A 12,541-nucleotide genomic window follows, 5' to 3' on the forward strand; every position below is an offset into this window, starting at 1 on the left:
TAACCATCCGGTTGCGGATAACGCGTGGTATAACAGCATCAGTCGCCGCCAAATGCAACCAGGGGATATAACTCATTGAGTAGGTTTTGGCTTTCCTGTTCTGCCAAAAATGGAAATTTATAGTGCTTTATTGTTGACAGGAATGTTTGCGCATCGTATTCCGTCGCTAACCCCTTCGTTATTAACGCTTTTTCCCACTGCTCCCTTTCATTTTTACTGAACAATACAGAGAAGTTCTCGCAAGCATACGTAAACATTTTCTTTATCGGCTCCAACAACCATTTTGCCAGTTCCATGCTTGTCCCTAAATATTGCTGAGTTGACAGCTCAACGAATAGCTTTATTAATGCAATTACTGCAACTGATTGCTGTTGCTCTGTCGTATAAGATGAGTAAACAGGATGATTTGAAAACTGTTTACTCACCTGATCAATCAATTTTTGGCAATTTTCCCGATAAGAAGAACCGCAAAAAGGTGATAGCAGCTTTGGCAATAATTTTCTGTGGCGAAACAGGCTATTCTTTTTCACATTACGGTGGAGTAGCAAAGAATGAACATGCTCGGAGATATCATTCACATCGTTTATTTCCGTCGTTGACAATGTATCACGATAGCCGAAAAGCAAGCTAATCAATGGCCGGGAAGAGTACTCAGCATGACGCCATAGCGTATTGAGTAAAGGTATTTTTTGGCGAAGATCGGCCACTTCCCCTTTAGAAGCGTTGACCCTCTCAACCTCCCCGATTTGTTTATGATAGCGGATTAGCTGGGGGGATTTCGGGGCTGCTTCCGCATTAAGTAAACGATCAAAATCCTCTGCCGAAAGACAGATAATCTCACTCTTTTCTTCGTTGATAAAAAGATAAGGGTACTGAGATAAGTGCTGTTCTGCATACGCAATAATTTCGGCAAACTTTGCACTTTTCGTCAAAGATCCGCATAAGATCTCCTTGCTGGCAGGCAGCTGATTGATCACCACTTGCAGACGCAGGACTTTCTCAACGGGCAATGTCTTCAGCAACAAGGTCAGATCATTCATCTCAGCGCTTTCGCGGCGTAATAACTCGTATTGGTAGTGCTGAAATAATAGATTTGCTCTGAAATCTTGTATTGCCGTGCAAGCTGAATAGAGAGGATCACGCAGCTCTGCAATTAATGCACGCCGTATCGATTTATCCCGCAGGCAGGCCGTTAACGCCGGTGTAGATTGCTTGATATGCCTTACCATTTGATTGACAGCATCCACCACAATATGGCTGTTTTTTTCTTTCATGCTCCTCATCATAAGGATAAAAAACGCCCCTTTCTCAGGGCACACCGAGCATCTTAAACTTTCAATCTTTTGGAACATATCAGGATGCCAGGTAATGGCGTCCTTCTGATAGTTTTCATAAATCAACCCAGCCCCATCAACAACACCATTTATTTTCAGTTCACGCCATTTGCTTTGTGAAATGTTCACATCCCGACTAAAGCGAACATAGCCAAGCACTGGATTGTTCAATTCTGCTTCAGAGAAATTAGCTGATTTAATCTCATAGTGAGAACCTGGACTGCCAAGAAAAGCCACGTTATTTAACTTAGCCTTATGCAGATTCAGCTCCCGCAGATAACTGTCATCACCGCCAAGGAACCTGACATCATTAATTTCAGCCCGCTGCATTTTTACATCACTTAATGTCAACCCCATAAAATCAGACGCCATACTTTTCCCCATGCCATATATTTTCATATCTTCGAAGTTGGCGCGGGTAATGATAACCTGATTCCAATGCATCGGCTTTTCGTCGCACGTCAGAGTACATCCTTGCAGATTCATGCCATTATGTTTTAGACGATGAAATGTAAGATTCGTAAAAACATGCTCGTTAAAATTAAACTCATCATTTGAACTCAGGACAAAATATTGAGTCTCCACAGAGGAAATCTCAAGATTTATGAAGTTTCTTTTCAGTTTGCTGCCCCCACCCTCCATATAATCCTCGAAGAATTCTTTGAAATCCTTTGCTGACACCTGCTTATAAATGACATCCGAGGAAGAATAAGAAGAACGCAGCGTTATATCACCAACATTACGAACGATAATATTTGGGGGTGATGTTATATCGTCATTCCCTGACGTAGGTATTAAACCTGAAGCCCCGGACACAGACATATCCGTCATCATATTCTCCCTTTGCGAATTTAATCTTAATTTAACATTATCTGATTAAATACCGTCTGTGGGACAGGGGGATCGGGGAAACTAAGAGATAAATCAGGATACTTTCACAATTTACTGATAGCAGAAAAAATGCAGCGCGATAAATCGCGCCGCGACATAAAGATTACAATCCGGCAATACGTTTTAAATCTGCTTCCGCGCCGGGGGCCACCGCCAGCACCTGTGCCCCTTTCAATAACCGTTCACCTGTAGTGTCGAATGGGTGATACCAGCCGCCCGCTTCCTTCACCAGGCAATATCCGGCGAGGCAGTCCCAGGCATGCATATAGGGTTCGTAGTAACCCACTACCCGACCTGCCGCTACCCACGCCAGCATTAATGCCCCCGATCCAATGCGGATAAAGTTACCGCCGGCTGCCAGCAACGCGGCAAGGATCTCACCGACCTTTTCCGGGCTGACGTAGCTGTTGGCACCAAAACCGGTGACATGGTTTTGTAACGTACGTGACGGGTCAACCTGCAAACGCTTGCCGTTAAGTGTTGCCCCGCGGCCCAGCGCGGCGACATAGCATTCCTGATAGGTCGGGGCAAAAATCACACCAATCACTGGCACCCCCTCGTGCAGCACCGCCACCGAGACACACCAGTTCGGCATACCGTTGAGAAACGGGCTGGTGCCATCAATCGGGTCCACCACCCAGGTGTAGCCGGACGTGCCCGCCTGCAAGCCATACTCCTCACCGAGAAAGCCGTCATCGGGGAAGTGTTCGCGAATACGCTGCCCGATCATCTGTTCCACCTCGCGGTCCGCGCGCGACACCACATCCTGTAAATCGTGCTTGGTTTCCACCACCAGGCTGTCACGCTGTTCAAACCAGCGTAGCGCTGCTGCACCGCCTGCGCGCGCCACCTCTTCTGCCAGCGCCAGCCGCGTCAGCAGGGCGTTATTTTCCACGTTACTCATTGTTGCTCCTTGTTATCCGGCAATCAGGGCAAGCCCCTGGGGTTTAAAATCAATCGCGACCGGGGTCGCCAGCGGGTGCTGTTGTTCCATCTGTGCATCGACGATAAACAACGAACCTAATTCGGTCGCCACTTCGTATTCGATATGGTCGCCCAACCAGGTGCTGTGGGTGATTTCACCACGCAGGGCACCACCGTTTTGCTGGCCCAGCGTAATAAATTGCGGCCGTACCGAAAGCTGTGCGCTACCGGTTTTAGCGGCGGTATGGCGCACGCGGTAGCGCTGGCTACCGAGACGCACCAGCGCCTCGCTGCCCTCCACCTGCTCCACTTCGCACGGCAAGATATTCGCCTCTCCCATAAAGTCGGCGATAAACACCGAGTTGGGCGTCAGGTAGAGGCTTTCCGGCGCGCCCTGCTGTGCAATATCCCCTTCTTTCATGACAATAATTTTATCGGATACCGCCAGCGCCTCTTCCTGGTCATGGGTGACATACACCGCCGTAAAACCCAGGCGCTGTTGCAAATCACGAATATCGGTCCGTACCCGACGGCGCAGGCGTTCATCGAGGTTCGACAACGGTTCATCCAGCAGCAGAACCTGCGGTTCCAGTACCAATGCCCGCGCCACCGCAATACGCTGCTGCTGACCACCCGACAGCTCCGACGGCAGTCGCGCCCCCTGATGTTCCAGCCCGACCAGCTTCAACCCGTTACGCGCACGGTCCTGCGCCTCGCGCTTGCTGATGCCCGACGACAGCAGGCCATACATAATGTTGTCGAGCGCGCTCATATGCGGAAACAACGCATAGGATTGAAAAACCATCGCCACATCGCGTTCGTTGGCGGGCAGATGAGTGACATCTTTGCCGCCAATCAGAATCCGCCCGGAAGTGGGATGTTCCAACCCCGCCAGCAGGCGCAGGGTGGTGGTTTTACCGCAACCGGAAGGACCGAGCAGCGTCACCAGGGTACCGGGTTCCACGGTTAGCGACAGATCCGGCAGCGCGGTAAATCCGGCAAAGCGTTTCGAGACGTGTTCAAACACCACGGAACCTGTGTTCATACGACACCTTCCTGAGTTAATGAGGGAGCAGCAGGCGGCGTGGCCGCCTCCACCGGGCGCGCCACACGGCGCAGACGACGTTCACCCACCAGCCACTGAAACACGCCGATGACCAGCAACATCACCACGATCAATACCGTTGAATAGGCGATCGCCACACCGTATTCACCGTTCTCCACCAACCCGACGATGTAGGAGGTCGCCATGTTGTACTGGGCGGAGACCAGGAAGATCACCGCGCTGATGGAGGTAATGGCGCGTACGAAGGCATATACCAGCGCCGCGCTGATCGCCGGTTTCAGCAATGGCAGCACCACTTTGCGCAGCGTGCGGAAGCTGTTGGCTCCCAACGTCAACGAGGCTTCATCGAGGCTTTTATCCAGTTGACTCATGGCGGCGATACCGCCGCGCACCCCTACCGGCATATTACGGAACACAAAGCAGGCAATCAGGATCATTGCGGTGCCGGTGATCTCCAGCGGCGGCAGGTTGTAGGCCATCACGTAGCTGACGCCGATCACCGTGCCGGGAATGGCGAAACTGAGCATCAACAGAAACTCGAAGGTCTGCCGACCGGCAAACTTCTGCCGCACAATCAGCCAGGCGGTCAGCAGGCCAACAATGGCGGTCAACGGTGCAGCAATCAGCGCGATTTCCAGCGTGGTCCAGAAGGAGTTCCATGCCACCCCGCTCCACAACAGATGGCCGTCAGTGAAGGTGATGCGGAATGCGCGGATGTAATGTTCCAGCGTCAGCGTATCGTTCAGCCCCCACGACTGCACAAAGCCTCCCACCAGGATCATGCCATAGATCACCAGCGTGAACAGGCCCCACGGCAGCACCATGCCGTAAACGCCATAGCGCAGCGCACGCGGTAGCTGACCGTGGTTGCCGCCATCGCCTTTACCGGTGACGGTGGCGAAGTTTTTCCCGCCCAGCCACAGGCGTTGCAGGATAAAAGCCGCCAGCGTGAAGCACAGCAAAATCATTGCCAACACCGCGGCGCGGCTGGGATCGTTCTGCGCCCCGACCACCGAGAAGAAGATCTCCGTCGACAACACGCCGTGGCTACCGCCCAGTACCATCGGGTTGCCGAAGTCGGCCATGCTTTCAATAAAACTGATGAGAAACGCATTTGCCAGGCCAGGTGCCATCAACGGGAGCGAGATATGGGTGAAGGTACGCCAGCGGTCAGCACGCAGCGTCTGCGATGCCTCTTCCAGCGAGGGGCTGACGCCCTCCACTACCCCAATCAACACCAGGAAAGCGATGGGGGTGAACGACAGCACCTGGGCGATCCAGATGCCGGTAAGACCGTACAGCCAACGTCCCGGTTCGATGCCAAATAACGCCGCCAGATGTTCCGTGACCACGCCGGAGCGACCAAACAGCAGAATCAGCGCCAGACCGATAACAAACGGTGGCGTAATGATCGGCAGGATGGTCAGCATCCGCAGCGCTTTTTTCATCGGCAACGGCGTGCGCGTCGCGGCCAGCGCAAAAGCCAGTCCGAGCAGCGTCGCACCGCTGGCGGTCATCAGTGCCAGCCACAGCGTGCGCCACGCGGTACCACAGGTGCCGCCGGTCAGGCAGCCGAAACTCCAGATGGAGGGGTCCTGGATATTGCTGATCAAACCATTGGGATTGAAGCTGCCGTCAACATCCTGTACCGACACCACAAACATACTCAGTACCGGATAAAGCACAAACACGCTGACCAGCGCCGTCAGCAGCACCAGCGAGGCAACCACAAACGCGTCGCCTTTCAATACCCCGCGCTCGGCCAGCGCGAAAGAGAACAACAACAGAAAGGTCGTCAGCATCAGCAACGCACCGGCACCCATCGCCGGTTGCCCCTGCTGTAGCGCACCAAACTGGTTTTCCAGCCACAGCCAGCTCCAGCCGCTGTAGCCAATGGCGTGCCCTTCAACAATCAGAAACAGTACGCCGAGCGCGCTGAACAACAGCAACAAACGGCTACGAATGCCACCGGGTGCCAATAGGCCACAGGCAGCACACAGCAGATAAAGCGCCACTGTCACCGCCAGCCACGGATGCTGAAAAGCCACCATCTGCCAGAGCGCCGGGGCATTAGCCGCATCGCTCCACAGCGAGAGAATCCAGCCGCCGGAAAAGAAACCGCTTTCGAGGCTGTACCAGGGGAGCAGCGTCAGGGCTAGCGCACCGGCAAGCAACGCGCCGACTAAACGACGATTGTTCGCATTCATAAATCACCTCGACCTGAAAATTCAGGCTGAAGCGGACAGCAGGCCGGAGCCACCGCATCTCAGCATGGATGTTACTGCGCGCTGGCGCCGATCTCTTTGTCCCAGCGGCTGAGCAGTGCTTTGCGTTTGGCGGAGTCGCCGTAGGTTTTGAAGTCGTAATCGATCAGTTTGATATTTTCAAAACGTGGCGCGTATTCAGAGATTTCTGCGTTGCGATTGGACGGCAGCTGGAAGGATTTGGCTTCTTTCATATGCGATTGCGCCTCGGCGCTTAACGCCCAGTCGTACCAGACTTTGGCGTTCGCCAGATTGCGCGCGCCTTTAACAATCGACATCGAACCGATTTCGTAGCCGGTGCCCTCGCACGGCGCAACGGTTTTAATTGGGAAGCCATCCACCTGCATCGCCACCGCATCGTGCATAAACACAATGCCGACCGTGGTTTCCCCACGCGCGGCCGCTTTAACCGGCGCAGAACCCGATTTGGTGTATTGCGAGATATTGGCGTTGAGTTTTTTCAGGTAGTCGAATGCCTGATCCTCACCCATGATTTGCACCAGCGTTGCCAGCGTGTTGTAGGCCGTGCCGGAGGAGTTTGGGTTGGCAATCTGGATCTCCCCTTTAAAGGCCGGGTTGAGCAAATCTTTCCAGCAGGCCGGAGCGGGCAATTTTTTATCCGCCAGCAATTTGGTGTTGTAACCCCAGCCGAGTGCGCCCGCATAAATACCCACAGTGCGGTAACCGGAGTTCTCCGCCTGCTTCTGCGCCCAGGGCTGTTGCTGGTCCAGCAGCGGTGATTTGTAGACCTGCGTCAATCCCTCATCGGCGGCCTGCATATGGGGATCACCCGTCCCCGCCCACCAGATATCGGTGCGCGGATTACGTGCTTCACTGCGGATGCGGGCATAGGCTTCACCCGCCGAGAGCCGCACCATATTGACCTGAATATCCGGGTGCGACTGGCTGAAGATGCGCGTCATGTGTTCACACACCACCACATCCGCAGAACAGATCATATTGAGATTACCCGCCGCAGCGGCGGTGAACGGCAGTGCAGTGCAACAGACGGATAGTGCGACGTACAGAGGGGTGTAGCGCATGATGTTCTCCTTGGTTTGCAGGGTGGTGCTTCACTGGCACCTTGTTATTTGCACATGTGTGCAAATTTGTAGAGAACATAAAATAACCTGTCAATCGCCTTGCTGAGCAATTGACAGACCATGTCACAAAATTGAAACAATTATGACGTGAATCATTTTGCACACCTTTGCAAAATCGGGCAGACTGCTTTGCAACCAGTTAAGGGCGGGAGGTGAGCGATGCAAAATGAGAAAACAGTGATCAGCGCCCAGGATGTGGCGGATCGCGCCGGTGTCTCCCGCTCTGCGGTATCCCGCGCTTTTACGCCAGGCGCCAGCGTTTCAGCCACCACCCGCGCTCGGGTGATGAAAGCCGCTGAGGAGCTGGGTTATCACGTCAATCATCTGGCTCGCGGCCTGGTACGTAATCGCAGCGGTATTGTCTGCCTGATCGTTTCAGAACTTGCCACGCCCTACCGCGCCAGCCTGGTGCGCTGGTTAACGCAGTTTTTGCAGGAAGCGGGCAAAGTGGCGATGCTGATCAACACCGATCGTTCCGACAACAGCGTCTCCGGCGCACTGCAACAGGCGATTAATTTCCGCGCCGATGCGTCAATCATCTTGTCAGGCATGCCCGACAGCGCCATTACCCGGCAATGCTACAAACACGGTCAGCGCATCATATTGATTAACCGGGATGAGGCAGTGCCCGGCTCCCTCTGCATCAATCTCGATTCGGCGGCCGCTGCGGCAACGGCGGTGATGGCATTTGCCCGCGCCGGGTGTCGCCGCCTGGCGTTTGCTAACTCACTGGCCGGGACACCCAGCCTGATGAAACGCGAGAGTGATTTTCTTACCGCAGCGCAGGCTGCCGGGTTACCGGTGATGGTTGAGCGCTTTGGTACTACTTCCTATGAAAGCGGTCAGATTCTGGCGCATCGCCTGCTGACACGCCCCCAGCGCCCGGACGCCATATTCTGTGTCACCGACCTGGTCGCCTGTGGATTGATGGATGAAGCCCGCCATCGTTTTGGCTTACGCGTACCACAGGATTTGTGCCTGATCGGCTTCGATAATATTGCGCAGGCGGGCTGGTCTTCGTACCACCTCACCACCTTTGCCCAGCCGGTGGAACAATTTGCCCGCGATGCGGTGGACTGGCTGATGCAGGCGGAACGGGAGGAGTCGCTGGAGGTACAACAGCACGACACCCGCCTGTATCAGCCGGATGTCGTGTGGCGTGGGTCGGTGCGCGGGGGGTAAACACTAAGTCAGGGAGATCTTTATGACTTGTTGTCTCGCGCGCCAAAGAGGTGCACGGTTTCATAGCAGCGCGATTTATCGCGCATTTTTTATCTTATTGCATCCAGTGACACAAATTAGCCAGCATCGCCATACAACGCTCAATCTGTTCAACCGCGATAAACTCATCCGGCTTGTGGCCCTGATCCATACTGCCTGGCCCACAGATCAGCGTGGCGATACCTGCTTCATCAAACAATCCCCCTTCGGTGCCAAACGCCACCGTGGAGAATTCATCGCTGCCGCTCCACTGCGCCAGCCATTGTGCGAATTGCGACCGGGGATCGGTCAGCAACCCCGGATACTGGCTGATTGGCAGAAAACGGATTGCGCTTGCCAACGCCACCGCCTGCATCTGCGGTAGCAATTCCTGCCGGGCAAACTGTTCAACCTCGGCAATCACCCCCTGCACATCGTCATCCGGCAGATAACGGATCTCAAAATCAAACTGACAATCCTGCGGCACAATATTTAACGCACTGCCGCCCTTAATCACCCCGGTTTGCAAGGTACTGAAAGGTGGATCAAAACGCGTATCCTGGCGCTGTTTGAGCTGCTGCGCCGCTTCACCCAGACGATTAATCAGCTTTGCTGCATACTCGATGGCATTCACCCCGGATGGCGCATAGGCGGAGTGACAGGCGTGGCCCTGCACCTGACAACGCAGCCCAATCTTGCCTTTGTGTCCATACACCGGGCGCATTTCCGTCGGTTCGCCGATGATACACATCAAGGGTTTCTCAGCCGAAGCGCGCAGGTAATCCACCATGCTGCGCACCCCAAGGCATCCGACCTCCTCGTCATAGGAGAAGGCCAGGTGCAACGGCATGCGCAAGGGTTGCGCCAGAAACCCATCCAGCGATGCCAGCACGCAGGCGAGAAATCCCTTCATATCGGCACTGCCGCGCCCGTAATAACGTTCGTGTTGTTCGGTCAGGGCAAAGGGTGGCACGGACCAGTTCTGCCCGTCGACCGGCACCACATCGGTATGACCGGAGAGCATCACCCCGCCCGCACCCGCCGGTCCAAGCCGTGCATACAGATTAGCTTTGCGCCCGCTGTCATCCATGATGCGCTGAGACGCAACACCGCGCCGGGCGAGAAAGTCCTCAATCCAGCTAATCAAGGCCAGGTTAGATTCGCGACTGGTGGTATCAAACGCCAGCAACGCCGTCAGGATCTCGCGAACGGCATTATTCATCGCCGGGTACGCCGTAACTTGGGGCATCACGCGGATCGAGCGCGCGTGTCACATAGGCCTGCATCTGCGGCTCATAGGCCAGCCACAACGCATTCAGTTGCGCCAGCGGGTCCTGTTCCGCCCAGTCAACGCGCAGATCCACCAACGGCCAGGTGTAATCATCCACCACCTTCACCGCCGCTGAATGCACCGGCCCGGCTTCGCCCCCGGCGTTGATCCCGGCCTGCAATGCCGCAATCAGTCGGCTGGTGAGTTCGCCGGTCGCCGCTTCAAATGCGGTTATCATGGCGTTAATCACCGCCTTATCCGCCAGCATATTCCCCGCAGCCACGCAATTGTCACCCTGCGCCACGTTATAAATGCCAAGGGTTTTATCGCCGCTGAAAGCCGCGATCTTGCCGCTGGCGTCAATCACCGTCACCTGGCGATATTCGCTAAAGCGGTCTTCCGCCAGCGCGCTTTTCAGCGCCTGTTCCGGTGCCTGGCCCGCTTCCAGATGCGCGAGGATCTGCTGCCCGAGCGCGGGCAGCGTGATGTTCTGACTGGAGACGGCACCAATGCCAGCCACCAGCCACGGGCAGCGTGCGCCCACAGCGATGCTGGACGAACTGATGGCGATACCCAACTGACCAGACTCGGTGCACCGGGCGGCAATCGATAAGGTCATTTTGCCTCCCAGTCGTCCGGGATCACCGCGATCACGTCAATTTCCATCAGCCACTGCGGCTGTGCCAGTGCCGAAACCACCAACCCGGTGGAGATCGGGAACACCCCTTTCAACCATTTACCCACTTCCTGGTAAACCGGCTCACGATAACGCGGGTCGATGATGTAGGTGGTGGTTTTAACGATATGGCTGAGATCGCTGCTCGCCTCCTCCAGCAGTTGCTTGAGGTTTTTCATCGCCTGCTCGGTTTGCGCACGCGGATCGCCCAGCCCCACCAGGTTGCCTTCAAAATCGGTGCCGACCTGACCGCGCACGTAGACGGTGTTACCCGCGCGCACCGCCTGACACAGGTCGTTGTCCAGCGTCTGATTGGGATAGGTTTCTTTGGTGTTAAACATACGAATACGTTGATGAGTTGGCATAACGGTTCCTGTCGATATCAAAGCGAGTCTGAAGGTGCGCGGTATTGTTGATACTGGCGCTGAATAGCAATCTGGTCGGCGATAAATTTGGCATCGTGCCAGACGCCCCAGATAAAGGTGGATCCCCGGCGCGACAACCAGGGTAAGCCAAGGAAGTAGACGCCCGGCTCACTGGAAACGCCGCGCTGATGCTGCGGTTTACCCTGTTCGTTGAAGGCATTAACCTTCAGCCAGCTGTAATCGGTAACATAGCCCGTGGCCCAGATAATGCTGGTGATCCCGGCGTCAGTAAGATTCAGCGATAACTGAGGATGCGTGACGCAGGCGGGATCTGCGAGGAACTCACGCGCTGCCGGTTCTGGCGCTAAATCCAGGCCGTTACGGGCGATGTACGCATCAGCGGCGTCAAGCAGCGCCAGATAGTTTTCATCGCCGCGTTGGATGTTCACAGCAAGATCGTTCTGGAAACGTACCGTCTCATCGTCAAAACTTTCGGTCAGACCAACCAGGTTAACACCCTGCGCCGCCAGACGGCGGAAATCCACGGTATGACCACCGCGCGCCCCGCTGACTGCGATGGTGACGTGCTCTTTACCCGGCTGGCTGGCTGCGGCGTCCCACAATCCCAACACCCCCAGCCACCAGCAGAAATCGCGGCCCCGATAGGCACGCGGAGGACGATCGTGCGGCCCAACCGACAGCCATACCGGTTTTCCGGCACGTTGCAGTTCATCCGCGATCTGCACCCCGGACGATCCGGCACCAATGACCAACACCCCACCTTCCGGCAGTTGCTGCGGATTTTTGTAATCGGCTGAATGCAACTGCTGCACCCGGCTGAGCTGCGGCGCAATCGCCGGGATCACCGGGCGCTGGAACGGGCCGGTGGCAGCCACCACACGTTGTGCATTAATCACGCCTTCAGAGGTGGTCACGGTGAAACCGGCCTGTCCCTGATTACGTTCTACGCTCAGCACTTCAACACCGGTGCGAATCGGTGACTGATTCATAGCGGCATAGCTGACAAAATAATCGGCGACCTGTTCTTTCGCCACAAAGCTGTCTGGCGAGCAACCGGGAAACTCCATGCCCGGAAAGCGGTCATGCCATGCCGGACCATTGGCAACCAGCGAATCCCAGCGGCGGCTGCGCCAGGATTCAGCAATACGATTTTTCTCTAGTACCAGATGCGGAATATCAAGGCGCGTCAGGTGCTCGCTCATGGCAACCCCGGCCTGACCCGCACCAATAATAAGCGTGTCTATCTCAGTTTTTAATGGCGTCATTTTGATGTCCTTCGTCCCGCATGGTGACGGGAATTAACTACTTAAGAAGGACCCAAGACTAGGGGAGCGAATGATGTCGGTAAAATATTATAAAGTGAGTGTCTGAATAGAAAATATTTAACCAGTCGATAACAGACAGGGAAAAACTTATCGGTGGATTAA

Annotated in this window: 10 protein-coding genes; 1 reads left to right on the plus strand and 9 read right to left on the minus strand. The window is 55.1% G+C overall.

Annotated features, from left to right (window positions below; all coding sequences use genetic code 11):
- Positions 1 to 38: 38 nt before the first annotated feature.
- From AC6I8R_RS22615 to AC6I8R_RS22635, 5 genes are all read right to left on the minus strand, one after another.
- Positions 39 to 2,168: a pentapeptide repeat-containing protein gene (locus AC6I8R_RS22615; RefSeq protein ID WP_497832963.1), complete on the minus strand. Its 2,130-nt coding sequence runs from the start codon at positions 2,166 to 2,168 to the stop codon at positions 39 to 41.
- Between the two features lie 160 nt (positions 2,169 to 2,328).
- A complete protein-coding gene (locus tag AC6I8R_RS22620; RefSeq protein ID WP_497832964.1) occupies positions 2,329 to 3,129 on the minus strand; it encodes an inositol monophosphatase family protein in 801 nt (266 codons plus the stop codon).
- 12 nt (positions 3,130 to 3,141) lie between these two features.
- Complete coding sequence (locus AC6I8R_RS22625) at positions 3,142 to 4,194, minus strand: ABC transporter ATP-binding protein (RefSeq protein ID WP_497830810.1); 1,053 nt, start codon at positions 4,192 to 4,194, stop codon at positions 3,142 to 3,144.
- The gene (locus tag AC6I8R_RS22630) at positions 4,191 to 6,422 is read right to left on the minus strand and encodes an ABC transporter permease (protein ID WP_208726365.1); all 2,232 of its coding nucleotides are present in this window, start codon (positions 6,420 to 6,422) and stop codon (positions 4,191 to 4,193) included. Before AC6I8R_RS22630 ends, AC6I8R_RS22625 begins: the two co-directional genes overlap by 4 nt.
- 71 nt (positions 6,423 to 6,493) lie before the next feature.
- Complete coding sequence (locus AC6I8R_RS22635; RefSeq protein ID WP_415174329.1) at positions 6,494 to 7,522, minus strand: ABC transporter substrate-binding protein; 1,029 nt, start codon at positions 7,520 to 7,522, stop codon at positions 6,494 to 6,496.
- A gap of 219 nt (positions 7,523 to 7,741) precedes the next feature.
- Between AC6I8R_RS22635 and AC6I8R_RS22640 the strand changes: the two genes are divergently transcribed.
- Positions 7,742 to 8,764 (plus strand): LacI family DNA-binding transcriptional regulator, encoded by a 1,023-nt coding sequence (locus AC6I8R_RS22640; protein ID WP_415174330.1) that lies wholly within the window; start codon positions 7,742 to 7,744, stop codon positions 8,762 to 8,764.
- A gap of 94 nt (positions 8,765 to 8,858) precedes the next feature.
- Here AC6I8R_RS22640 and argE read toward each other — a convergent pair whose 3' ends face one another.
- Genes argE through AC6I8R_RS22660 form a run of 4 tightly spaced genes read right to left on the minus strand, consistent with a single transcriptional unit; the run spans position 8,859 to position 12,379 of the window.
- Positions 8,859 to 10,004: an acetylornithine deacetylase gene (argE, locus tag AC6I8R_RS22645; protein ID WP_497832965.1), complete on the minus strand. Its 1,146-nt coding sequence runs from the start codon at positions 10,002 to 10,004 to the stop codon at positions 8,859 to 8,861.
- A complete protein-coding gene (locus tag AC6I8R_RS22650) occupies positions 9,997 to 10,671 on the minus strand; it encodes a DUF1028 domain-containing protein (protein ID WP_208726357.1) in 675 nt (224 codons plus the stop codon). Before AC6I8R_RS22650 ends, argE begins: the two co-directional genes overlap by 8 nt.
- Positions 10,668 to 11,093 carry a RidA family protein gene (locus AC6I8R_RS22655; protein WP_497832966.1) on the minus strand — a complete coding sequence of 142 codons (426 nt, stop codon included), beginning with the start codon at positions 11,091 to 11,093 and terminating at the stop codon, positions 10,668 to 10,670. Before AC6I8R_RS22655 ends, AC6I8R_RS22650 begins: the two co-directional genes overlap by 4 nt.
- A gap of 17 nt (positions 11,094 to 11,110) precedes the next feature.
- Entirely contained in the window at positions 11,111 to 12,379 is a 1,269-nt protein-coding gene (locus AC6I8R_RS22660; RefSeq protein ID WP_497832967.1) for a flavin-containing monooxygenase, read from the minus strand.
- Positions 12,380 to 12,541: the final 162 nt, after the last annotated feature.

The sequence above is a fragment of the Pantoea sp. X-Soil-OKNW-713 genome (genome assembly GCF_059730685.1).

What these genes read in the sequence shown, in the direction of transcription:
- AC6I8R_RS22630 (WP_208726365.1), bottom strand. Translation starts at nt 6,422, where the DNA reads ATGAATGCGAACAATCGTCGTTTAGTCGGCGCGTTGCTTGCCGGTGCG.
- AC6I8R_RS22650 (WP_208726357.1), bottom strand. Translation starts at nt 10,671, where the DNA reads ATGACCTTATCGATTGCCGCCCGGTGCACCGAGTCTGGTCAGTTGGGT.
- AC6I8R_RS22620 (WP_497832964.1), bottom strand. Translation starts at nt 3,129, where the DNA reads ATGAGTAACGTGGAAAATAACGCCCTGCTGACGCGGCTGGCGCTGGCA.
- AC6I8R_RS22615 (WP_497832963.1), bottom strand. Translation starts at nt 2,168, where the DNA reads ATGATGACGGATATGTCTGTGTCCGGGGCTTCAGGTTTAATACCTACG.
- AC6I8R_RS22655 (WP_497832966.1), bottom strand. Translation starts at nt 11,093, where the DNA reads ATGCCAACTCATCAACGTATTCGTATGTTTAACACCAAAGAAACCTAT.
- AC6I8R_RS22625 (WP_497830810.1), bottom strand. Translation starts at nt 4,194, where the DNA reads ATGAACACAGGTTCCGTGGTGTTTGAACACGTCTCGAAACGCTTTGCC.
- argE (WP_497832965.1), bottom strand. Translation starts at nt 10,004, where the DNA reads ATGAATAATGCCGTTCGCGAGATCCTGACGGCGTTGCTGGCGTTTGAT.
- AC6I8R_RS22635 (WP_415174329.1), bottom strand. Translation starts at nt 7,522, where the DNA reads ATGCGCTACACCCCTCTGTACGTCGCACTATCCGTCTGTTGCACTGCA.
- AC6I8R_RS22660 (WP_497832967.1), bottom strand. Translation starts at nt 12,379, where the DNA reads ATGACGCCATTAAAAACTGAGATAGACACGCTTATTATTGGTGCGGGT.
- AC6I8R_RS22640 (WP_415174330.1), top strand. Translation starts at nt 7,742, where the DNA reads ATGCAAAATGAGAAAACAGTGATCAGCGCCCAGGATGTGGCGGATCGC.